The sequence below is a fragment of the Micromonospora sp. CNZ303 genome, assembly GCF_004345505.1.
Window position 1 is genome coordinate 380,158 of record NZ_SLVT01000001.1, and the last position, 21,003, is coordinate 401,160.

Below are 21,003 nucleotides of genomic sequence, written 5' to 3' on the forward strand. Positions count from 1 at the left end.
GTGTCGGTTGTGGTCGGTACCGTCCGGCCACCAACTCAAGAAGGGGTGCGGCGATGGCGAGCGTGGCGGGTCGGCGGGCGGCGTCGACACGGGACGGGCACCCTCCGCTCGACGGCGCGGTGGTGCAGCGCTTCTACGAGCGGATGCGCGCGGTCGCCCCGGCCGCCGTCGGCGCGATCGAACGGGACCGGGCCGGCGACCCGGGGCGGGCGTTCGGTGACACCGCCTGCGGCCGGCTGGTGCGCTCGCTCGACGCCGACGGCCTCCGCGCGCTGGGCATGTGGGTGCACCACTGGTGCATGCGGTTCTACGACGACGACACCCGGGTGGCGCTGCGCCTGGTCCGGGAGATCGCCGGCCGCGCCGAGCTGGGCTGGACGGCCGACGAGGTGCGCTGGATGCTCCGCGAGTCGTACGGGGCCGGTCCCGCCGCCGAGGCCCGCTTCACCCTGCCGCTGGCCGCCGCGGGGGAGCTGGCTCCCGGTGCCCTGCCGATCGAGGCCGTGGTCCCCCGCCAGGCCGGTCCCCGCGACTGACCCGCCGGTCCCCGCGACTGATCCACCGGGCCGGGCGACTGGTCCACCGGTCCCCGCGACCGCCCCGCCGGGCCGGGTCGGCGGGGCGGCAGCTGCCCGGCCACGGTGGCGACGACCGCCACGGCGAAGCCGGCGAGCTGCCAGCCGATCATCGCCTGCCCGAGCACGGCCCAGCCGAGCGCGGCGGCCGTCAGCGGGCTGAGCGCCCCGAGCAGCGAGACCTGGGTGACCGGCAGCCGGGCCGCGCCCCGGAACCACAGCGCGTACGCCAGCGCCGTCCCGACCAGCGTCAGCCACGCGTAGCCGGCCAGTGCCGGCGGGTCGGGCACGGGCGGCATCCCCTCGACCAGCAGCGCGGCCGGCACCACCATCAGCCCGCCGGCGGTGAGCTGCCAGCCGGTGGCGGTGAGCGTGCCGACGCCCGTCGGGCGGCCCCAGCGCCGGGTCAGCACCAGGCCCGTGCCCATCGCGGCGGTGGCGGTCAGCCCGGCGGCGACGCCCGTCGGGTCGAGACCCGCGTCGGGGCGCAGCACGACCAGGGTGACCCCGGCGAGCGCCGCGAGCGCGGCGGCCAGCGCCCGGGGGCGGGGCCGTTCGTGCAGCACGAGCACCGTCAGCCCCGCCACCAGCAGCGGCTGGGTGGCGCCGAGCACCGCGGCGGCGCCGCCGGGCAGGTGGTACGCGGCGAAGAAGAGCAGCGGGAAGAACGCCCCGATGTTCAGCGCGCCGAGCACGGCCGCGCGCCACCACCAGGCGCCGTGCGGGCGGTGCCGGGTCAGCGCGAGCAGCAGCAGGCCGGCGGGGAGGGCCCGGATCGCGCCGGACCAGAGCGGCCGGTCGGGCGGCAGCAGTTCGCTGGTGACCAGGTACGTCGTGCCCCACGCGGTCGGCGCGGCGGCGGTGAGCAGGATGTCGAGCCGGCGTCGGTCCACGGTTCCTCGCTAACTCTTGCTACTAAGTATCTTGCTACTAAGCTACTTCGTGACGAGTGAAAGCGGGAGTGCGAGGTGCGGCACAATCCGGGGGTGACCGAGCGGGACGACGTCGACGGCATCGTCGAGCAGTGGCAGCGCGAGCGGCCCGGAATGCGCCCCGAGCCGATGGCGGTCTTCGGCCGGATCTACCGGCTGGCCCGGCTCGTAGGCGACGAGCAGGAGCGCACCTACGCCCGCTGGTCGATCAGCCGGGGCGAGTTCGACGTGCTCGCCGCCCTGCGCCGCGCCGGCACCCCCTACACGCTGGCGCCGAAGGCGCTCACCGCCTCGCTGATGCTCACCTCCGGCGGGATGACCGGCCGACTCGACCGGCTGGAACGCGCCGGACTGCTCCGCCGCGCGCCCGACCCGGCGGACCGGCGCGGGCTCCAGGTCACGCTCACCCCGGCCGGCCTCGAACTGGTGGAGGAGGCCGCCGAGGCGGGGCTGGCCGTCCAGCGCCGGCTGCTCGACGCGCTGCCCGCCGAGGACCAGCGGCGCCTCGCCGACCTGCTGCGTACGCTGCTGGGCGCGGTCACCGACGGCGGACGCTGACCGGCGGCACGGACCCTGGCGGGCCCGCGTGGCGGGCGCTGAGCGGTAGGGGAGCGGCCTCGGGCAGGATGGGCACCGTCGACCCCGACGGAAGGACGACCGTGCCCGCCAGTGAACCGACCATCCTCGCCACCAGCATGGGCATCTACGCGCCGCGCCACGAGGGCGGGCCCCGGCGGGTCAACCCCGTCTTCGACCTCGCCGCCGAGCTGGCCGAGGCCGGGCCGGAGCCGAGGATCTGCTTCCTCAACCAGGCCGAGGGGGACCAGCCGACCACGCTCGCCCGGGTCTACGAGGCGTTCGCCGGCAGCCGGTTCCGGATGACGCACCTGGCGCTCTTTCCGATGCCGAACGTCGACGACGTCCGCGCCCACCTGCTCGCCCAGGACGTGATCTGGGTCGGCGGCGGCAGCGTCGCCAACCTCTGCGCGGTCTGGCGGGTGCACGGCCTCGGCGAGATCCTGCGCGAGTGCTGGGAGGCCGGCGTGGTGCTCGGCGGCGTCTCCGCCGGCTCGATCTGCTGGCACGCCGGCGGGGCCACCGACAGCTTCGGCACCACCCTGCGCGGCTTCACCGACGGGCTGGGCTGGCTGCCCTACGGCAACGGCGTGCACTACGACAGCGAGGAGCAGCGCCGGCCGCTGATGCACAAGCTGGTCGCCGACGGCGTGCTGCCGACCGCGCACTGCACCGACGACGGCACCGGCCTGCTCTACCGGGGCACCCGCCTGGTCGAGGCGGTCGCGGACCGCGAGGGCCCCTCGGCGTACGAGGTCAGCCGCGCCGACGACGGCACCGCCCGGGAAACCCCGATCACCCCCCGCCTGCTCGCCTGACCGGCCCGAGCCGCTCGAACCCTGGCCGATCTTGGTACGGGAGCGCCCCTGGAGGGGCCGTCTCGTACCAAGATCGGTCGGGCGCGGCCCGGTGCACCGGCCTGCCTGAACCGGGGTGTGGGGCATCGGCGTAAGCTGGCTCGTCGTGAGTCTCACCATCGGGATCGTCGGCCTGCCCAACGTCGGCAAGAGCACCCTGTTCAACGCGCTGACCAAGAACGACGTGCTCGCGGCGAACTACCCGTTCGCCACCATCGAGCCCAACGTCGGCGTCGTCGGGCTGCCGGACGAGCGGCTGCACACGCTCGCAGAGATCTTCAGCTCGCAGAAGGTGCTGCCCGCCCCGGTGTCGTTCGTCGACATCGCCGGCCTGGTGCGCGGCGCCTCCAAGGGGCAGGGCCGGGGCAACGCGTTCCTGGCGAACATCCGCGACGCCTCGGCGATCTGCCAGGTCGTCCGGGCCTTCTCCGACCCGAACGTGGTGCACGTCGACGGCAAGGTCTCCCCGGCCGACGACATCGAGACGATCAACACCGAGCTGATCCTCGCCGACCTCCAGACCCTGGAGAAGGCCCTGCCCCGGCTGGAGAAGGAGGCCAAGCTCCGCAAGGACCGGGCCGCCGCCGTCACCGCGGCCAAGCAGGCCGTCGAGCTGCTCGACACCGGCGTCACCCTCTACTCGGGCGCCAAGGACGCGGGCATCGAGCTGGAGCACCTGCGCGAGCTGCACCTGCTCACCACCAAGCCCTTCCTCTACGTCTTCAACGTCGACGAGGCCGAGCTGGGCAACGCCGAGTTCCTCGACGAGCTGCGCGCCCTGGTCGCCCCGGCCGAGGCCGTCTTCATGGACGCCAAGATCGAGTCCGAGCTGGTGGACCTGCCCGACGAGGAGGCCCGCGAGCTGCTGGAGTCGATCGGGCAGAACGAGCCGGGCCTGGACCAGCTCGTCCGGGTCGGGTTCCGCACGCTCGGGCTCCAGACGTACCTCACCGCCGGCCCCAAGGAGGCGCGCGCCTGGACCATCCCGGTCGGCGCGACCGCGCCGGAGGCCGCGGGCGTCATCCACTCCGACTTCCAGCGCGGCTTCATCAAGGCCGAGGTGGTCTCCTTCGGCGACCTGGTCGCGGCCGGTTCGATGGCGGCGGCCAAGGCCGCCGGCAAGGTCCGGATCGAGGGCAAGGAGTACGTCATGCAGGACGGCGACGTCGTGGAGTTCCGCTTCAACGTCTGAAACCGGCCCGTTTCAGCAGCTCAGGAGGGCGTGCCCTCGCTCTGGGGCACGCCGGGGGGGCACAACCTCATGCCTCATCGACCGCCCGACGGGTGCGCTCCTCCGAGTCCGGCATCAGGTGCCCGTACGTCGACAGGACCAGGGTCGCGTTCTCGTGCCCCAGCCGCTCGGCCACGGTGATGACCGATTCACCTTGCATCAGCAGAACCGAGGCGTAGTGATGGCGCAGGTCGTGACTCGTGGTGCTCTTCGGTAGGCCGGCCGTGGGGACCGCCGCGCCGAAGATGATCAAGCCGTAGTAGTCGTGCCGGTACGGGCCGGTGAAGCGCGTCGTGAAGATGGTCCCGTCACCGGCCGGTGGGTAGTCAGCCATGTGGACGCGGACAGCGTCGGCGACGATCTGGGGCAGGGGCACAGTACGTCGAGACCGGGGCGTCTTGGGGGTTGTCCGGGGCCTGCTCTCCTCGTTCCGCCTCAACCTGGACCCTCACCGCCCACGCCGCAGGAACAGCTAGGGATCCGGCCAATGGCTTCGGGTCAGGTCTGCTTGCGGCTCGCGATCTCGTCAGAGAGCTGCTGTACATGGGCGGGGTCCGCGTCTCGGGCAAGGGCGACGTAGTGGTCCATGACGGCCGGCCGGTAGCGCACGGGCAACGTCTGTCCTGGGGCGAGTCGGGAGAGCTCGGTGATCGTGAGGTCTTCGTCTGCGATACCGCGGAACGAGATGCCGTCGGCGGTCTCCACGTCGAACATCAGGACCACGCGTGGATTGCCGTTGACCTCCCGCCAGTCGACGAGAACGCCGAGCGCAAGCGCCCCCGTACGCAGTTCCGCATTGCGCTTCCGCGCATCACTGCTCAGGAGCGGGTTCGGGGCGACGCCCGGGAAGTCGGGCCCGACGCCGAGCGATTCCCGACTCAGGTCGGGCCTGAGCTGCGCCATCAGATCGTTGAGCTTCTTCTTCGAACCGAACATCCTGACCCCTCCCTCACGCCGGTGCCGGAATCTCGGCCTGGCGCTTCGCCCTCACCGCGATTTTACGTCACGGCCATTCCCGGCCACCATCGCATCGCATCGCCCCGTCCCGATGAGGTCGCCGTCTGCGGTCGCGGACGGGCTCGGTCGAGAGCAACTGAAAACGCGACGCGGGACCAGAGTTCAGCCAGAACGCTCAACCTTTGCCAGACACGCCCTAGCGCGCCCGTACATGCCACGACAACGAGAGACAGGAGAACTTAGGGCCAGCGGTTCGAGGAGACTTCCCGCTTCACGTCGGGCACTCTAGAGATCTTGATCCGTCTTGATCAAGTTCGATTTTAAGCATGATCATCGGGCGCAGATCCGGCACAACTGAGCTCGAAAAGGCCTGTAAAACGTCGAGAGGCAATGAGGGTCGCCGCCCCGGTCAGGGGCCGGATCTGCCCGATTCAAGATGATCTATCGGCGACGTCCGGCATTCAGGGTTTGAATCCCCTCAGCTTCACCTAGTTGATGAGCTGACCGCCCATGCTCTACTGGTCCGATGCGTAGGCGACGCCGTTTGTACCTGCTCTTGGCGGTAGTCGGAGCACTGATGGCCGCCACTGCACTCGCCATGACCTTGGCGTATGTGCCCGAAGGGGGCTGGCCCTTGTCTGCTCCAACCTTGTGTGCAGTCGGTGGTGCGTTGACGGGAGCCGGCATCCGGGGTGCCAGGAGGCATCGACGTCCCAAGAACCAACTGCCAGGTTCTGGGGCACACACGGGGCACAAGACAGCGTGAAACGTCGGCAAGTAGCGACCAATGACGTGAGCGCGAGATGGGGCGTGGCCAGTGCCGCTCAGGCTAGCGCAGGTCACGGAAGGCCTTTATCTGAGTTCCGCTTCAACGTCTGAACCCGGCCCGTTCACCTCGGCCGGAAGGGTCAGGAGCACGGGTCACCTGGCGGCCGCGTCGACCGCCCGTGACCGGCGGCCGACCGCTAGCTGGCGAGGCTCTTGGTCAGGATGTGCTCCCGGCGCACGCCGTCGGGCAAGAGGTCACCCGGCTCACCCGTGTCCCGGAAGCCGTGCCGCTGGTAGAGCGCCCAGGCGTTGCTGTTGCCCTTCACCACGGCCAGCCGCAGCGTCCCCGAGCCGATCCGCCGAGCCCACTGCTCGATCGCCCGCACGAGGTGGTCGCCCACGCCCCGGCCACGTCCCGCCGGGGCGACGTACATCGATATCAGCTCGACGACGCCGTCCTGCCCGGTCGGCATCCCACTGGCCATCCCGACGGGTTGCCCGTTCAGCATCGCCAGGATGTTGTAGGAGCCGGGGATGGACAGCCGACCGCGCCAGCGTTCCTCGCGGTCGCCGTCGCCCTGCCAGTCCGCCAACTGGGAGCCGAACGCGTACGCCGCCTCCGCCAGCGCGGCGAGCCGCAACTCCCGCCACATCTTCCAGTCGCCCTCGCTGAGCACCCGCGTCTCGATCATGCGGTGCAGGCTGCCGCAGGCGTGGGAGGCGGGCAACCCGGTATCGAATGACGCACCGCGACGACCAGGGCCTGTCGGCCGGCGATCTGTCGCCGTCGGCCGCGATCGCCGCCCTCTGCTCCCGCACACTGCGGCCCCACTTCGCGGTGGGTCTGGTGATCATGGTGCGCGGCCCGCTGGCGGAGTCCGACACCGTCGCTGGTTCAGCCGCTGCGCGGGGCGTACATGATGACGGCGACCCCGACCAGGCAGAGGGCCGCGCCGACGAGGTCGTAGCGGTCGGGGCGGAACTTGTCGACGACCATGCCCCACGCGAGGGAGCCGGCGACGAAGACGCCGCCGTAGGCGGCCAGGATGCGGCCGAAGTTCGGGTCGGGCTGGAAGGTGGCGACGAAGCCGTAGAAGCCGAGGGCGATGACCCCGGCCGCCACCCACAGCAGCCCCCGGTTCTCGCGCCAGCCCTGCCACACGAGCCAGGCCCCGCCGATCTCGGCGAGCGCGGCGAGCAGGAACAGCAGGATGGAACGGGCCACCGTCATGAGGTCGAAGGTAGCGGGAGCGTCACCTGGTCATCGGGCGGGAGGCCCCTCGCTGAGGGCCGCGATGTGCAGGGCCAGTTCCTGCGCGAGGTCCTCCATGCTCTGGCCGGTCTGGCTCCGTACGAGGCTGAGTGCCAGTTCGGCCAGGAACATGAAGCCGCGGCTGCGGGTGGCCTCGTCGGGAAACATTTCGAGCAGCCGTTCCGCGCCGTCGAGGTCACCGCGGTGTCTGGCGGCGATGACCCCGGCGGCGCGTTGTGCAGCGATGAGGGCCGACCCCGGGTCGGCCGCCATCAGGGTGCCACGGTGAGCGGGCTGCCGGCGGCCCGAGCGGCGTCGAAGCGTCGGGTGACGTCGGCCCAGTCGACCAGGTCCCAGAGGCGGTCGACGTAGTCCGGGCGCACGTTCCTGTACTGGAGGTAGTAGGCGTGTTCCCAGGCGTCGAAGACCAGGATCGGCGTGGAGCCGTGGCCGACGTTGCCGTGGTGGTCGTAGACCTGCTCGACGATGAGGCGCTGCGCCAGCGGCTCCCACGCCAGGACGCCCCACCCGGAGCCCTGCACGCTCTTCGTGGCGGCGGAGAGCTGGCCGGCGAAGCCGTCGAACGAGCCGAAGTGTTCGCCGATGGCGGCGGCCAGCTCGCCGTCCGGGCGGCCGCCGCCATCGGGGGAGAGGTTGTTCCAGAAGATCGAGTGCAGGACGTGCCCGGAGAGGTTGAAGGCCAGGGTCTTCTCCAGGCCGACCAGCGCCGAGTAGTCGCCCTTGTCGCGGGCCTCGGCGAGCTGGTCGAGGGCGTCGTTGCTGCCCTTGACGTACGCGGCGTGGTGCTTGCTGTGGTGCAGCTCCAGGATCTGGCCGCTCATGGCGGGTTCCAGAGCCCCGTAGTCGTAGGGCATGTCGGGGAGCTTGTAGACGGCCATGGGGACCCTTTCGCGAGTGGACGATCTTCCGGTCAGTATGCCTTATTGCAAAGTCTTGGCAACTGCGGAATATTGGCAACTGGAGCGGGTCGCACGGGATCCGCTCCACGGCCGACACCGTCGGTAGGGCGCGCCTCCACGCCGCGATGATCACCGGTGGGGGCGCGCCCGCACGTGACTACCGGCCAGCCCCTGCCGTCGCCGCCGCACTTGCCGTCACCGCCGCCGCGGCAGGACGGCCTACCCGGTCACCGTCCGCCCGCCGCTGCCGCCGCCTGGTCGGTGAGGCCGTCGAGCACGGCGACGTGTGCCGCCGGTACCCGGATGTCCAGCGTCAGCGCGTCCGGACCGGATCGGGAAAGGTCGAACGTGAAGAACGAGCAGCACGTCGACTCGCGCGCCGTCAGGTCCCGTACCGTCTGCTCCGTTCGCGCCGTGCCGGCGAGCCGCAACCGCAGGTGCCGCGCGGAGAGCCGCGTGACGTCGCGTACCGCGTGGCGGAAGAGCCGGTCGAACTCGGCGAGCCGCAGCGGCCGCGCGGCCGTCGGCAGCGTGCACGCGTCCGGCACCCAGGCGGCCTCCGCCGTAGAACCATGATTGTCCATGCATCGACGGTAGCCCTGCGGACCGGCGCGAGACGCGGGCCGTGGATGGGCGTCGGCCGAGCACGGCCTGCCGCGCCGCGCTCCCTCCCGCGGGGGAGGGCGGTCCCCTCGCGCTCGGGAGTCGGCGCGCGGTCCGCCGGGCCTAGCGTCGGGAGCATGGATGCTTCTCCCGGTGCGCGGCGATGGCCGGCCTACGCGGTGGCGGTGCTCTTCCTCGCGTACGCCGTGGGCAAGGCCGCCTTCGCCCTCGAATCCCGGCTCGGTTTCCCGGGCGGCCCGGTGGTCCCGGCCGCCGAGCACGAACGCTACGCCCGCGACGTGATGGGCGTGGCGACCGCGCAGTGGTCGGCGACCGCGTCGGGGGTGGCGGGCGCCTGCCTCGCCCTCGCCACGGTCACGGCGCCGGGGCGCCGGGTGCCGAGGCCCCTGATGCTGCTGGCGCTGGCGGGCATGCTGCTGGCCGTCGGGGCCGGCGCGACGATCATGGTGGTGGACGGGTTCGTGGGCCTCGGCGTGGGCTGGCAGTGGTACCACGGGGTCCTCGGACTTGTCGTGATCGGGCTGCTCGTGGCGACGATCCGGTCCTACGCGGTGGCGACGAGACGTGTCGCGCACTGACCGGGCACGGGTGGGCGCATACGGTGCGGCGGAGTGCGCCTCGGCCTACGGGGCGATGAAGCTCGCGCAGGCGCTGGGTGCCAACGCGCTGGCGGACAAGGATCCGCTCCCGCCGGAGCTGCGCGAACGGCTGCTCGCCCGCGACCCGCTGTTCGTGGCGAGCCACTGGGCGCTGGCCGCCGCCGCGGTCGTCGGTGTCGTGGTCGCGCTGGCCACCCTGCGCCCCTGGCGGGCGGCCCTCCCGCGCCGGCTGCTGCTGGCGGTCACCTGGACGCTCGGCATTCTCATGATCGCCCGGTCGGTCGGCGTGCTGGGGCACGGCCTCGTCGGTGACGCGCTGCTGCTGACGGACGTCCGGCCGCCGCCGGTCGGGCACGCCGCCCTGGCCCGCGACCTGGCGTGGTGGGACCTGCTGCTGTGGTCGCCGTTCTTCCTGCTCTGGGGGGCGTGCTGGTCGGCGGCGGGCTGGCGGCTGGGCAGGCGGCGCCGCTGACGCGGCCGGTGGTTGCGCGCGTCGCGGGCCGGGCGGTGCCGGGTCGGACCTACGATCGGGCGGTGCAGAAGGTACGCCTCCGTCGGCTCCCGGTGACGTCACCGCCGATCCCGGCCGGTGGCGGTCGGATCCAGTCGCCGGCCGGCGAACTGGCCCAGATCGTCAACGGCGGCACCTACCGCTTCCTGGCGTACCTGGAGTTCCGGCCGGACGCCGCCCGGCCGCGCGGCAACCACTACCACGCCCACAAGACGGAGACGCTGTACGTGATCAGCGGGCGGCTCCGGGCGGTGTTCCGCGACCTGGACTCCGGCGAGCGGACCGAGCTGACGATCGAGGCGGGTGACGCGGTCACGGTGGAGCCGCGCTGCGCCCACGTCTACTTCGCCCTGGAGCACTCCCAGGCCGTCGAGTTGGCGGACACGCCGTACGACCCGGGCGACACCCATCCCTGCGACGTGGTCGGCGGCGGCTGACCGGTCGACCGTCGACCGCCTACGATCTCGCCATGATCACCCCGCCCCTCCCGCCCGACGTGCTCGCCCGCTACCCCGGCCTGGAGAAGCTCGGCCGCACGGCGACTCGCCTGCACCCGCGCCCCGGGGCGGTCGCGGCCGCCGGGAGCCACGTCGGCGGGCCGCTGCGTTGGCCGGCCGACGAGCCCTGGCCCACCTGCGAGGCGCCGCACATGGTGCACGAGGAGGTGCCGGTCCCGGCCGAGCTGGTGGAGCGGATGCGGGCGGCGGAGCGCCGGCGCACGCAGTCGCACGTCCTGGCCGAGGGCGAAATCGAGCTGCACCGGGAGATCGCCACCCTGGTCGGCTCGGGCTTCACGGGCTGGGGCTCGCGCGACGGCGGCCCGGTCGTCGGCCACCGGTACGTGCCACGACCGCACCCCGCGCCGAACCCGATGGTCCCACTGGCGCAGCTGCGCGCGCAGGACGTCCCCGACCTGCCGCGCCCCGGCGGGGCGGACCTGTTGCAGGTGTTGTGGTGCCCGTTTGAGCACGCCGAGGGCCCGTGGGGGCCGACGGTGGAGCTGCGCTGGCGGCGGGAGGCGGACCTGACCGATCTCCTCGGCCAGCCGCCGCGCGGCGAGATCGGGAACGACGAGTACGTGCCCCGGCCGTGCCGGCTGCACCCGGAGCAGGTCGTCGAGTACCCGTACCCGCAGGAACTGCCGGAGGCCCTGCGGACGCTGGTCGACGAGCAGGACGAGGATGGCGAGTACGACGACAACTACGTCGTCACCGTCATGGCGCCCGGCTGGAAGGTCGGCGGCTACGCCGACTGGAGCCTCACCGACCTGCGCCCGACGCCGTGCCCCCGCTGCGGCGGACCCACCACGCTGGCCCTCGTCGTCGCCTCCTCCGAGCGGGGCGCCGGCCGGTGGCAGCCGACGCGGCCGGACGGCGAGCCCGACCACGACCCGTACGAGCCGACCGGAGTCGTCGTCGGCCGGCACGGCGCGCTGCGCATCTTCGTGTGCCTGAGCTGCCCGGACACACCGTTCCTGCTGGACCAGCAGTGACCGGGCCGTCGCCGAACCCGTGGCTGTCCGAGCCGTCGCCCACGACGGCAGCGGCGCGAATGCTGCCTTGAGAGGCTGCCCACGACGGCGGCGGCGGCGCGCCTGCTGCCCCTAGCCGTCGCTGACGGGACGAGTGGAACACCACGGGTGTCAAACAGGTGCGGTGACAACCATGGCGTTCCACTCGTGGAGTAGCGGGACGCGCGGCGCGCGTCGAGAGGGGGCAGGCGTCGGCCCCGGCAGCCGGCGGGGCGGGTCAGGCGGCGGGGCGGGTCAGGCGGTGGGGCGGGTCAGTTTGACCTGGTCGCCGGCCAGCACCTCCGTGGTGCCCTCCGGGTGGCGGACCTCCAGCACCGGCACGCCCTCGTCGAGCTGCATGCTCCGCCGCTCCTCGCCCGTGGGCATCCGCGCGACCACCGTTGCGCCGGGAGGCACTTCGACCGACCGGCGCACCGGCGTCTCCCGCACGTGGGTGCCGTGGCCCCGCACCGTGCTGACCAGTCCCTCGGACCGGAGCAACGAGGTCGCCATGCGCACGGCTTCGCGGCCGATCCCATACTCCTGCGTCAGCCGCGTCTCACTCGGCAAGGTCGTCCCGGGACCGAACTCGCCCGACTCGATGCGCTGCCGGAGCAGGTCGGCGAGCTGCACATAGACCGGGGTGTGCGAGCGCGGATCGATCGTCATGGCGCATCAGCCTTGTTCCCCCGTCGGCAGGTGTGGTTGTGCCCCTGAGCCCCTGTCCGTATAGTTCCAGTGACGCTGAGTGCTCGGGCGGAAAACCTCCGCCACCTGCGGTCGTCCCGCCGACATCCCGTCCTACTCGCCGGAGGTCAACACTGATGAGAGCCGCCCGGGAGCGTTTCGTCATCCACCTGCCGGTCGTCACGAGGGACCTGCTCTCCGCCGTACGCCTGGCTCGGGTCGTGGCGCGGTGGGCGAGCGTGCTCGCGCAGACCGACCCCGGCGAGACCACGGTCTCCGCCGAGGACGCGCAGCACCTGCGGCACCGGGTCTTCTGTGACACGCTGCTGCCGGAGGGCCGGCGCTGCCTGCTGCGGGCCGGCCACGACGGTCCGTGCACCCGCCGCCCCGCGAGATTCTGAGATCGCCGGTCGCCCGTCGTCCGGAACCGGGTCGCCCGTTCGTCACCCTGGTGAGTACCCGACATCGAGGAGCGACATGAAATACCTGATGTTCGTCTGCACCGACAGCGAGCCGGACACCGACCGGGCCGACTGGCCGGACATCGAGGCGTGGGTGGCGGAGAACGACGCCCGGGGCCGGCGGCTGACAGGGGACGCGCTCGCGGAGACGACGGCGGCCACCACGGTCCGCGTCCGCAACGGGGAGTTGCTGGTCTCCGACGGTCCGTTCGCCGAGACCAAGGAGGTCATCGTGGGCTTCGACCTGCTGGAGTGCGCCGACCTGGACGAGGCGATCGAGGTGGCGCGCGCCCACCCGATGGCCCGCGAGGGCCGGCTCGAACTGCGCCCGATCGTCAGCCTGGGTGGCTGACGGCCCCACCGACCGGCTCGCGGTGGCCGACGCCGTCGCCACCGCGAGCACCGGGTCGTACGCCCGGATCGTCGCGACGCTGATCCGGGTCACCGGCGACTGGACCCTGGCCGAGGACTGCGCCCAGGAGGCGTCGGCGCTCGCGCTGGCCCGGTGGCCGGCGGAGGGCGTGCCCGCCAACCCGGGCGGCTGGCTGATGACGGTGGCCCGCAACCGCGCGATCGACGTGCTCCGGCGCTCCTCGGTCGAGCGGCGCAAGCTGCGTGAGCTGGCCGTCCTCACGCTGACCGCAGCGGAGCCCGAGCCGGGAACGGCGGGGGAGGGGGAGATCGTGGACGACCGGCTGCGGCTCGTCTTCACCTGCTGCCACCCGGCCCTGGCGCTGGAGGCGCGGGTCGCCCTGACGCTGCGTACGGTCTGCGGGGTGTCGACCGCCGACATCGCGCGGGCCTTCCTGGTGACCGAGTCGACCATGACCCGGCGGCTCACCCGGGCCAAGGCGAAGATCGCCGCCGCCGGCATCCCGTACCGGGTGCCGACCGGCCCGATGCTCGCGGAGCGGCTCCCCGGCGTCCTCGCCGTGCTGTACCTGCTCTTCACCCGGGGCTACGACGCCGACGGCGAGCCCGCCTTCGCCGACGAGGCGATCCGCCTGGCCCGGCTGCTCGACCGGCTGATGCCGGGCCAGCCCGAGGTGGCCGCCCTGCTGGCCCTCTTCCTCCTCCAGCACTCCCGGCGCGACGCCCGACGCGACCGCGACGGCAACCTGCTCACCCTCGACCGGCAGGACCGCGCCCGCTGGGACCACGCGGCGATCGCCGAGGGCGTCGGCATCCTCGCGCGGGTCCCGGCGGACGGCCCGTACGCCCTCCAGGCCCGGATCGCCGCCTGCCACGCCACCGCCGCGTCCGCCGAGGCCACCGACTGGGTCGCGATCGCCGAGGCGTACGACCGGCTCGCCGGGTGGCAGCCGTCGCCGGTGGTCGAGCTGAACCGCGCCGTCGCCCACGGTTACGCGTACGGGCCGGCGGCGGGGCTGGCGCTGCTGGCCGCCGCCCGGGCCGGCGGGGCACTGGACGGCTACCCGCTCGCCGTCGCCGCCGAGGCGGAGCTGACCGCCCGGCAGGGCGACCGCGAGCGGGCCGCCGCGCTGTTCCGGCGGGCCGCCGACGCCCACCTCGGGGCGGAGCGCCGCGCCCTGCTGGAGCGCGCCGACCAGCTCAGCTGATGTGGTGCAGGATCACGTTGTGCACGTGGTGGCTCTTGTCGGCGCCCCGGAACTCCACCTCGTAGGTGTGCGTGCCGACGTGGATCGCGATGGCCCCGGTGGAGAAGAACGAGCCGCCCCACGACTTGTTGCTGACCACGCTGACGCTGGTGATCTTCGAGTACGGGATGCTGGTGATGGCGTACCGCTTGCCGACGAAGGAGCGGTCCTGGATGATGACGCGCCGGTCGGTCAGGCCGATGAAGCCGGTGCCGGTGCCGACGGCGTCGTAGACGGCGATGATCTGTTCTCCGTGGAGCAGGCCGCTCTGGATCTGCTGGAACTGCTCCTTGCGGTCGTACGTCGCGTTCGCCATGCCCCCACGGTAGGTCGCGCGCGCCACCGAAGATCACTGCCGGTGGGCGAGGACGAGGAACTCGCCGTCACCCCGGCCCACCGGCTCCCCGCCCCAGCCGCCGAGGATCCGGTCCACGGCGAACCCGGCCGACCGCAGCGAGCCGCGCAGCTCCTCCTCGGTGCGGAAACGCAGGGTGGCCGAGCTGAGCAACTCCTCACCGTTGCAGAAGAGGTAGTGGTGGGTGAAGTCGACCCGCCCGCCGACCACCGAGTGGACCTCCGTCCACGCCCGGACCACCTCACCGCCGGGCAGCGTGATCCGTCGCCGCGAGTCGACCGGGTTCCAGCGTTCCCACCGCCGGTCCGCCGGGTCGCGCGAGTCGAACGCCAGCCGGCCGCCGGGCACCAGCGCCCGGGCGAGGTCGGCGAGCGTACGCGTCCACTCGTCGTCGGTGACGAGGAACTGCGCGACGTGGCTGGTCAGCACCGCCACGTCGGACGACCGGTCCGGCAGTACGGCCGAGGTGCCCTCGACCCAGGCCACCCGCTCGGCGCCCGGCTTGGCGCGGGCGGCGTCCAGCGACGCGCCGGCCGGGTCGACGCCGGTGACGGTGTGGCCGGCCGCGGCCAGGGCGAGGGTGAGCCGCCCGGTGCCGCAGCCCAGGTCGAGGACCCGTACGCCGGGCGTCTCGCCGACGACGGCGAGGAACCAGTCGTCGTCACGCGACCAGGGGCACTCGGCGTCGTAGATCTCGACCAGCCGTGGATGGCGGAACTCCCCGTGCCTCATCAACGTCGATCATGCCAGTCCGGGCGGGAGTCTTCAGGTCGTGTTCGCGTCGGTCGCGGCCCGCACGAACTCGTGGACCCGGGCCGTGCCGTTGCTCTCCCGCCAGACCAGGCCCCGCCGGATCGGTGGCGCGTCACGGATCGGCACGTACGCCACGTCGGGGCGCGGGTAGTAGCGGCGCGTGTGCTCGCCCACCGGCAGCACCCCCCGCCCCATCGCGACCAGCGTCAGCATCTCCGAGAACGTGTTGCCCGCCGGCCCCTTCGGCACCGGCCGCCCCGACGGGGTCTGCTCGGGGGTGCGGTCGCGCTTGAACTCCGCCGAGGTCACGGCCGGGTACTGCACCACCGGGTGGTCGCCGAGCGTCTCCAGGGAGACCGACGCCTCCCGGGTCAACGGATGCCCGGCGGTCACCGCGAGCAACCGCCGCTCCTGAAGCAGCGCCGGCCCGCAGGCCATCCCGTCGAAGGGATACGCGGCCATCAGGACGTCGACGGAACCGTCGAGCAGGCTCTGCCGGGAGTTGAAGAGCTGCGCCTCCCGCACCTCGACCTGGCAGTCGGGGTGGCGCTGCGAGAACAGGGCGACGGCCTTGAGCAGCGTCGGGGCGGTCCACTCGCCGAGGAAGGCGACCCGCAGCCGTCCGGTCACGCCCCGCCCCGCGTCGACGGCCCGGCGTACGGCGTCGTCGATGCCGGCGACCAGCGGCGCCAGGTCCTCGGCGAGCTGCTGCCCGATCGGGGTGAGCTGGACGACCCGGCTGGTGCGGGTGAAGAGCGGGGCGCCGACGCGGCGTTCCAACTTCTTGACCACCTGGCTGATCCGCCCGGTGGTCACCCGCAGGCGCTCCGCCGTCCGGCCGAAGTGCAACTCCTCGGCGAGGATCAGGAAGGTCTCCAGCTCGTGTCGTTCCAGCACGTCCCGCCCCATCGTTGAATCCAGCTCAACGATGGTAGTGCGATCGCGTCTTGGTCGACGTCGTCGGCCGGCGGATCGTGAGGGGCATGGAAACGACGACAGTCACCGACTACCTGACCGATCTCGACGCCCCGCTGCGGGAGATCGGCGTGAAGCTGCGCCCCGTCATCGAGTCGGCCCTGCCGGGCGCGACCGGGGCGATGTGGCACGGACACCCGGTCTGGGGCCTCGGCGACCGGCCGGGCCGGCGCCCCGTCTGCCTCGTGAAGGCGTACGGCACGTACGTCACCTTCGGGCTGTGGCGCGGCGGCGAGGTCACCGACCCCTCGGGCGGCTGGTCGCCGGCGCCCGGCAGATGGCCTCCGTCAAGCTGCGCACCCTCGCCGAGGTCGATCCCGCCCTGTTCACCGACTGGCTGCGCCAGGCCCACGCTCTGGAGGTCAGGTGAGCGCGGTGCGGGTCACGGGCTTCGACCACCTGGTGCTCAACGTGACCGACGTGGAGCGCGCGCTGGACTTCTACTGCGGGCTGCTCGGCCTGGCCCCGGTGCGGGTCGACCAGTGGCGGGCCGGCGCGGTCCCGTTCCCCTCGGTACGGGTCGACGCGGGGACCATCATCGACCTCGTGCGCCGGGAGCGGGGCGAATCCAACGTCGACCACTTCTGTCTGGTGGTGGAGCCGCTGGACTGGGCGGAGGTCGTCGCGTCGGGTGCCTTCGCGGTGATCGAGGGACCGGTGGGCCGGTTCGGCGCGCGGGGCAGCGCCACCTCGCTCTACGTGCGGGATCCGGACGGCAACTCCGTCGAGCTGCGCTGGTACCCCCAGGACGCCGCCTGAGCGGCCGACGGCCCGGGCCGGGGATCCGGGCGGAACGGGGTCAGGGCTGGGTGACGGCGCGGTAGGCGTCCTCGATACGGGCGGCCAGCAGGACCTCCCCCTCGGTCAGCGGCGCGTTGCCGTGCCCCACCCGGATCCGGGTCTGGTCGGCCCGGCGGCTGATCTCCGGACGCAGGTGCAGCGCGTCGGCGACCACCTTCACCCGCTCGGTGAGGGCGGCGTGCTGCGAGTCGTCGATGACGAGGGTGCGCCGGATCTGCTCACCCTCGCGGATCCAGCCGGGGAGCAGGGTGAGAGCGTCGTCGAGGTAGTCGTGCTTGGATCGACTGCTGAACAGCGCGCGCATCACCGCACCTCCCAGGCGCCGTTGCCGGCTTGTGGCCAAATCGTCGCCGTCCCGTGTCTTGTCGGTGCCTTCTAGTCTGTCCTCGCATGCTGGGTGTGTCCACGCCCACACTTCCGGGTTCTCCTGCCCTGACGGTCGGCCACGCTACCCAAACCGCCGATTGATCTGGCACGCTGGACGCCCGTGCGGACCGAACGGGCGAATGGCGGCGGGCAGGCCGAGCGACGGGACCTCAGGGTGATCGTCGGAGCGGCGATCATCAGGGACGGCCGGGTGCTCGCCTGCGCCCGCTCCGCCCCGCCCGAGGTGGCGGGCATGTGGGAGTTCCCCGGCGGCAAGGTGGAGCCGGGCGAGAGCGAGACCGCCGCGCTCGCCCGCGAGTGCGCCGAGGAGCTGGCCGTACGCGTGGAGATCGGCGACCGGGTGGGCCGCAACGTCCGGATGGCCCACGGCCGCTCGGTGCTCAAGGTGTACGCGGCCCGCCTGCTGCACGACGACCAGCCGCAGGCCCTCGAACACTCGGCGCTGCGCTGGCTCTCCGCCGACGAGTTGGACAGCGTCACCTGGCTCCCGGCCGACGCACCCATCGTCGCGGCCCTCCGGCCCATCCTGGCCGCCTGAGCGGAAGCGGACATCCGAGCCGAAAGAGGACGGGGGCCGGCGGCATCAGCCGCGGCCCCCGTCGTCGTCAGCGCACGTCAGTGCTTGTCCTGCTCCGGGTGGGCGAAGTTCAGGTGCTCCGGCGGCAACGGGAAGGTCACGTCGTCGCCGAACGGCGACGGCGCCGCCGCCCGGTCGAACGTGAGCTCCGTCAGCGGCAGCCTGCCGTGGTCGTCGACGGCGGGCGCGGTCGGCCTCGGCACCTCGCGGTCCCAGTTGACGCCGCGCTGCGCCTGCACCTCGGCCCGCGGGTCGTGGGAGCCGCCCGCGTGCGAGTGCACGCCCCCGTGGGCCGCGCTGCCGCGCACCGCGCCGCTGGCGTGTTCGCTGGTCACGATGGTCTGAGGCACCTGACCCCTCCGGAAGATCTTGCTACCAAGCCACACGAGGGGATCGTACCTGCGGTCGACGACCCGTTCCTTCATGGGGATGATCCCGTTGTCGGTGATCTTGATGTGCTCGGGGCAGACCTCGGTGCAGCACTTGGTGATGTTGCAGAATCCGAGGCCCTGCTCGGCCTGCGTGTACTCCTTGCGGTCGCTCTTCGCGTCCAGCGGGTGCATGTCCAGCTCGGCCGCCCGGATGAAGTAGCGCGGCCCCGAGAACGCCTGCTTGTTCTCCTCGTGGTCCCGGATCACGTGGCAGACGTTCTGGCACAGGAAGCACTCGATGCACTTGCGGAACTCCTGCGAGCGCTCCACGTCGACCTGCTGCATCCGGTACTCGCCGGGCGCCAGGTCGGCCGGCGGCGCGAACGCCGGCGTCTCCCGCGCCTTCTCGTAGTTGAACGAGACGTCGGTGACCAGGTCCCGGATCACCGGGAAGGTGCGCAGCGGGGTGACCGTGACCGTCTCGTCCTCCGTGAAGGTGGACATCCGGGTCATGCAGCTCAGCCGCGGCTTGCCGTTGATCTCCATCGAGCAGGAGCCGCACTTGCCGGCCTTGCAGTTCCAGCGGCAGGCCAGATCGGGGGCGTCGGTCGCCTGGAGCCGGTGGATGACGTCGAGGACGACCTCGCCCTCGTTGACCTCCACCATGTAGTCCTGGAGGTCGCCGCCGTTCTCATCGCCGCGCCAGATGCGGAACTGGCGCTTCGCGCCCGGCTTCCCGGGCCCCTGGGGGTTCTGGTTACCCATGCGTCAGCGCTCCTTCTCGGTCTCGACGTCGGCGACCTGGGCGTCGAACTCGGCGAGTTCCTCGTCCGTGAGGTACTTGGCCAGCTCCGCGCGGTCGAAGAGGCCGATCAGCTCCGGGCGCATCCTCGGCAGCGGCTTGCGCTCCAGGCGCACCGTGTCGCCGTCGAGGGAGCAGACCAGGTTGACCCGACGCCACGTCGGATCCATGGCCGGGTGGTCCTCCCGGGTGTGCCCGCCGCGCGACTCCCGCCGCTCCAGCGCCGCCTTCGCGGTGCACTCCGAGACCACCAGCATGTTGCGCAGGTCGAGCGCCAGGTGCCAGCCCGGGTTGTAGCGCCGGCCGCCGCTCGCGCTGACCTTCGCCACCCGCTCCCGCAGCTCCGCCAGCCTGCCCAGCGCGTCGACCAGCTCGCCTTCGCGCCGGATGATGCCGACCAGGTCGCCCATCACCGCCTGAAGGTCCTGCTGGAGGACGTACGGGCTCTCGCCGGTGTCCCGCTGCAACGGTGCCAGGGCCGTCTCCACTGCGGCCTCCACGGCGGCGACGCCCACCTTCGGGCGCGCGGGGAGGCTGTCGGCGTACGTGGCGGCGTGGCCGCCCGCGCGCTTGCCGAACACCAGCAGGTCGGACAGGGAGTTTCCGCCGAGCCGGTTGGAGCCGTGCATGCCGCCGGACACCTCGCCCGCGGCGAAGAGCCCCCGCACGTGGCCGAACGCGGCCCCGCTGTCCGGGTCGACCTCGACGCCGCCCATCACGTAGTGACAGGTCGGCCCGACCTCCATCGGCTCCTTCGTGATGTCGACGTCGGCCAGCTCCTTGAACTGGTGGTACATCGACGGCAGGCGGCGGCGGATCTCCTCCGCCGGCTTGCGGGAGGCGATGTCCAGGTAGACGCCGCCGGCCGGCGTGCCCCGCCCGGCCTTGACCTCGCTGTTGATCGCCCGGGCCACCTCGTCACGCGGCAGCAGCTCCGGCGGGCGCCGGTTGTTGTCCGGGTCGGTGTACCAGCGGTCCGCCTCCTCCTCGGTCTCCGCGTACTGCTTGCGGAAGACGTCGGGGACGTAGTCGAACATGAACCGCTTGCCGTCGGAGTTCTTCAGCACGCCGCCGTCGCCGCGCACCGACTCGGTGACCAGGATGCCCTTCACCGAGGGCGGCCAGACCATGCCGGTCGGGTGGAACTGGAGGAACTCCATGTTGATCAGCGTCGCGCCGGCCCGCAGCGCGAGCGCGTGCCCGTCACCCGTGTACTCCCAGGAGTTCGAGGTGACCTTGTAGGAGCGGCCGACGCCGCCGGTCGCCAGCACCACCGCGGGCGCCTCGAAGAGGACGAACTCGCCGGACTCCCGGTAGTAGCCGAACGCGCCGGCGACCCGGTCGCCGTCGAGCAGCAGCTCGGTGATCGTGGTCTCGGAGAAGACCTTGATCCGGGCGTCGTACGAGCCGTGGTCGCGCTTGTCCTCCTGCTGGAGCGACACGATCTTCTGCTGGAGGGTGCGGATCAGCTCCAGGCCGGTCCGGTCGCCGACGTGCGCCAGGCGGGGGTACTCGTGGCCACCGAAGTTGCGCTGCGAGATCTTCCCGTCCTTGGTGCGGTCGAAGAGCGCACCGTACGTCTCCAGCTCCCAGATCCGCTGCGGCGACTCCTTCGCGTGCAGCTCGGCCATCCGGAAGTTGTTGAGGAACTTGCCGCCGCGCATCGTGTCGCGGAAGTGCACCTGCCAGTTGTCCCGGCTGTTCACATTCCCCATCGCGGCGGCGGCGCCGCCCTCGGCCATCACCGTGTGTGCCTTGCCGAAGAGCGACTTGGAGATGATCGCGGTCTTCTTGCCGGCGAGGCGGGCCTCGATCGCCGCGCGCAGACCGGCGCCACCGGCCCCGATCACGACGACGTCGTAGTGGTGTCGTTCGATTCGCGTTGTGTTGGTCATCTCAGGGG

Annotated in this window: 28 protein-coding genes and 1 pseudogene; 14 read left to right on the plus strand and 15 right to left on the minus strand. The window is 72.3% G+C overall.

All coding sequences use genetic code 11. From position 1 onward, the window contains the following. Positions 1–53 precede the first annotated feature (53 nt). Entirely contained in the window at positions 54–536 is a 483-nt protein-coding gene (locus EV374_RS33180) for a hypothetical protein (RefSeq protein ID WP_486485525.1), read from the plus strand. A gap of 161 nt (positions 537–697) precedes the next feature. On the opposite strand, the pseudogene EV374_RS01850 reads toward EV374_RS33180, so the two are convergent. Continuing rightward, positions 698–1,468: pseudogene (locus EV374_RS01850) on the minus strand (EamA family transporter); the annotation flags it as partial. 93 nt (positions 1,469–1,561) lie between these two features. Here EV374_RS01850 and EV374_RS01855 point away from each other — a divergent pair. The 3 genes from EV374_RS01855 to ychF all read left to right on the plus strand — a co-directional run bounded on the left by EV374_RS01855 (position 1,562) and on the right by ychF (position 4,132). Then, positions 1,562–2,065 carry a MarR family winged helix-turn-helix transcriptional regulator gene (locus EV374_RS01855; protein ID WP_311410725.1) on the plus strand — a complete coding sequence of 168 codons (504 nt, stop codon included), beginning with the start codon at positions 1,562–1,564 and terminating at the stop codon, positions 2,063–2,065. Positions 2,066–2,166: 101 nt separating this feature from the next. After that, positions 2,167–2,901, plus strand: a complete 735-nt coding sequence (locus EV374_RS01860; protein WP_132231019.1) for a peptidase E — start codon at positions 2,167–2,169, stop codon at positions 2,899–2,901. A 145-nt stretch (positions 2,902–3,046) separates the two neighbouring features. Next, positions 3,047–4,132: a redox-regulated ATPase YchF gene (gene ychF / locus EV374_RS01865; RefSeq protein WP_132231020.1), complete on the plus strand. Its 1,086-nt coding sequence runs from the start codon at positions 3,047–3,049 to the stop codon at positions 4,130–4,132. Positions 4,133–4,199: 67 nt separating this feature from the next. Here the strand turns inward: ychF and EV374_RS01870 are convergent, their stop codons facing one another. The 7 genes from EV374_RS01870 to EV374_RS01900 form a co-directional block, all read right to left on the minus strand. Continuing rightward, the gene (locus EV374_RS01870) at positions 4,200–4,610 is read right to left on the minus strand and encodes a tyrosine-type recombinase/integrase (RefSeq protein WP_207913802.1); all 411 of its coding nucleotides are present in this window, start codon (positions 4,608–4,610) and stop codon (positions 4,200–4,202) included. Between the two features lie 59 nt (positions 4,611–4,669). Then, on the minus strand, positions 4,670–5,107 hold the full coding sequence (locus tag EV374_RS01875; RefSeq protein WP_132231021.1) for a hypothetical protein: 438 nt from the start codon (positions 5,105–5,107) through the stop codon (positions 4,670–4,672). A 986-nt stretch (positions 5,108–6,093) separates the two neighbouring features. Continuing rightward, the gene (locus tag EV374_RS01880) at positions 6,094–6,588 is read right to left on the minus strand and encodes a GNAT family N-acetyltransferase (RefSeq protein WP_132231022.1); all 495 of its coding nucleotides are present in this window, start codon (positions 6,586–6,588) and stop codon (positions 6,094–6,096) included. Positions 6,589–6,791: 203 nt separating this feature from the next. Continuing rightward, positions 6,792–7,127 carry a YnfA family protein gene (locus EV374_RS01885; RefSeq protein ID WP_121399763.1) on the minus strand — a complete coding sequence of 112 codons (336 nt, stop codon included), beginning with the start codon at positions 7,125–7,127 and terminating at the stop codon, positions 6,792–6,794. Between the two features lie 30 nt (positions 7,128–7,157). After that, complete coding sequence (locus tag EV374_RS01890; RefSeq protein ID WP_132231023.1) at positions 7,158–7,421, minus strand: superoxide dismutase; 264 nt, start codon at positions 7,419–7,421, stop codon at positions 7,158–7,160. Then, positions 7,421–8,047: a superoxide dismutase gene (locus EV374_RS01895; protein WP_132231024.1), complete on the minus strand. Its 627-nt coding sequence runs from the start codon at positions 8,045–8,047 to the stop codon at positions 7,421–7,423. The genes EV374_RS01890 and EV374_RS01895 overlap by 1 nt, the downstream gene beginning before the upstream one ends. A 248-nt stretch (positions 8,048–8,295) precedes the next feature. Then, positions 8,296–8,652 carry a hypothetical protein gene (locus EV374_RS01900; protein ID WP_132231025.1) on the minus strand — a complete coding sequence of 119 codons (357 nt, stop codon included), beginning with the start codon at positions 8,650–8,652 and terminating at the stop codon, positions 8,296–8,298. A gap of 156 nt (positions 8,653–8,808) precedes the next feature. Here EV374_RS01900 and EV374_RS01905 point away from each other — a divergent pair, with 156 nt between their 5' ends. From EV374_RS01905 to EV374_RS01920, 4 genes are all read left to right on the plus strand, one after another. After that, a complete protein-coding gene (locus tag EV374_RS01905) occupies positions 8,809–9,270 on the plus strand; it encodes a hypothetical protein (protein ID WP_132231026.1) in 462 nt (153 codons plus the stop codon). A gap of 10 nt (positions 9,271–9,280) precedes the next feature. Further along, positions 9,281–9,763: a DUF3995 domain-containing protein gene (locus EV374_RS01910; RefSeq protein WP_207913804.1), complete on the plus strand. Its 483-nt coding sequence runs from the start codon at positions 9,281–9,283 to the stop codon at positions 9,761–9,763. Positions 9,764–9,825: 62 nt separating this feature from the next. Continuing rightward, the gene (locus tag EV374_RS01915) at positions 9,826–10,239 is read left to right on the plus strand and encodes a polysaccharide biosynthesis C-terminal domain-containing protein (RefSeq protein WP_165947699.1); all 414 of its coding nucleotides are present in this window, start codon (positions 9,826–9,828) and stop codon (positions 10,237–10,239) included. A 32-nt stretch (positions 10,240–10,271) separates the two neighbouring features. Beyond that, positions 10,272–11,294: a hypothetical protein gene (locus tag EV374_RS01920; protein ID WP_132231028.1), complete on the plus strand. Its 1,023-nt coding sequence runs from the start codon at positions 10,272–10,274 to the stop codon at positions 11,292–11,294. 273 nt (positions 11,295–11,567) lie between these two features. On the opposite strand, the gene EV374_RS01925 is transcribed toward EV374_RS01920, so the two are convergent. Then, positions 11,568–11,981 carry a GntR family transcriptional regulator gene (locus EV374_RS01925; RefSeq protein ID WP_132231029.1) on the minus strand — a complete coding sequence of 138 codons (414 nt, stop codon included), beginning with the start codon at positions 11,979–11,981 and terminating at the stop codon, positions 11,568–11,570. Between the two features lie 155 nt (positions 11,982–12,136). Between EV374_RS01925 and EV374_RS01930 the strand changes: the two genes are divergently transcribed. The 3 genes from EV374_RS01930 to EV374_RS01940 all read left to right on the plus strand — a co-directional run bounded on the left by EV374_RS01930 (position 12,137) and on the right by EV374_RS01940 (position 14,040). Beyond that, the gene (locus EV374_RS01930) at positions 12,137–12,400 is read left to right on the plus strand and encodes a hypothetical protein (protein WP_132231030.1); all 264 of its coding nucleotides are present in this window, start codon (positions 12,137–12,139) and stop codon (positions 12,398–12,400) included. A gap of 76 nt (positions 12,401–12,476) precedes the next feature. Continuing rightward, positions 12,477–12,812, plus strand: coding sequence for a YciI family protein (locus EV374_RS01935; RefSeq protein WP_132231031.1), 336 nt, complete (start codon positions 12,477–12,479; stop codon positions 12,810–12,812). Further along, positions 12,805–14,040 carry a DUF6596 domain-containing protein gene (locus EV374_RS01940; protein ID WP_132231032.1) on the plus strand — a complete coding sequence of 412 codons (1,236 nt, stop codon included), beginning with the start codon at positions 12,805–12,807 and terminating at the stop codon, positions 14,038–14,040. Before EV374_RS01935 ends, EV374_RS01940 begins: the two co-directional genes overlap by 8 nt. On the opposite strand, the gene EV374_RS01945 is transcribed toward EV374_RS01940, so the two are convergent. The 3 genes from EV374_RS01945 to EV374_RS01955 are packed head-to-tail and all read right to left on the minus strand — an operon-like array spanning position 14,033 to position 16,084. Continuing rightward, positions 14,033–14,395: a PH domain-containing protein gene (locus EV374_RS01945; RefSeq protein ID WP_088998502.1), complete on the minus strand. Its 363-nt coding sequence runs from the start codon at positions 14,393–14,395 to the stop codon at positions 14,033–14,035. The two genes, EV374_RS01940 and EV374_RS01945, sit on opposite strands and share 8 nt — an antisense overlap. A gap of 33 nt (positions 14,396–14,428) precedes the next feature. After that, a complete protein-coding gene (locus EV374_RS01950; RefSeq protein WP_132231033.1) occupies positions 14,429–15,166 on the minus strand; it encodes a class I SAM-dependent methyltransferase in 738 nt (245 codons plus the stop codon). Between the two features lie 33 nt (positions 15,167–15,199). Beyond that, a complete protein-coding gene (locus EV374_RS01955; protein ID WP_132231034.1) occupies positions 15,200–16,084 on the minus strand; it encodes a LysR family transcriptional regulator in 885 nt (294 codons plus the stop codon). A gap of 298 nt (positions 16,085–16,382) precedes the next feature. On the opposite strand from EV374_RS01955, the gene EV374_RS33185 reads away from it, so the two are divergent. Next, positions 16,383–16,532 (plus strand): hypothetical protein, encoded by a 150-nt coding sequence (locus tag EV374_RS33185; protein ID WP_486485526.1) that lies wholly within the window; start codon positions 16,383–16,385, stop codon positions 16,530–16,532. Continuing rightward, the gene (locus EV374_RS01965; RefSeq protein WP_207913806.1) at positions 16,529–16,921 is read left to right on the plus strand and encodes a VOC family protein; all 393 of its coding nucleotides are present in this window, start codon (positions 16,529–16,531) and stop codon (positions 16,919–16,921) included. The genes EV374_RS33185 and EV374_RS01965 overlap by 4 nt, the downstream gene beginning before the upstream one ends. Positions 16,922–16,961: 40 nt before the next feature. On the opposite strand, the gene EV374_RS01970 is transcribed toward EV374_RS01965, so the two are convergent. Continuing rightward, a complete protein-coding gene (locus EV374_RS01970; protein WP_132231035.1) occupies positions 16,962–17,267 on the minus strand; it encodes a 4a-hydroxytetrahydrobiopterin dehydratase in 306 nt (101 codons plus the stop codon). 183 nt (positions 17,268–17,450) lie between these two features. Between EV374_RS01970 and EV374_RS01975 the strand changes: the two genes are divergently transcribed. Continuing rightward, positions 17,451–17,888 (plus strand): (deoxy)nucleoside triphosphate pyrophosphohydrolase, encoded by a 438-nt coding sequence (locus EV374_RS01975; protein ID WP_132231036.1) that lies wholly within the window; start codon positions 17,451–17,453, stop codon positions 17,886–17,888. Positions 17,889–17,965: 77 nt separating this feature from the next. Here EV374_RS01975 and EV374_RS01980 read toward each other — a convergent pair whose 3' ends face one another. Both EV374_RS01980 and EV374_RS01985 read right to left on the minus strand, forming a co-directional pair. Continuing rightward, on the minus strand, positions 17,966–19,063 hold the full coding sequence (locus EV374_RS01980; RefSeq protein WP_132231037.1) for a succinate dehydrogenase/fumarate reductase iron-sulfur subunit: 1,098 nt from the start codon (positions 19,061–19,063) through the stop codon (positions 17,966–17,968). Positions 19,064–19,066: 3 nt separating this feature from the next. Then, positions 19,067–20,995 carry a fumarate reductase/succinate dehydrogenase flavoprotein subunit gene (locus EV374_RS01985; RefSeq protein ID WP_132231038.1) on the minus strand — a complete coding sequence of 643 codons (1,929 nt, stop codon included), beginning with the start codon at positions 20,993–20,995 and terminating at the stop codon, positions 19,067–19,069. Positions 20,996–21,003: the final 8 nt, after the last annotated feature.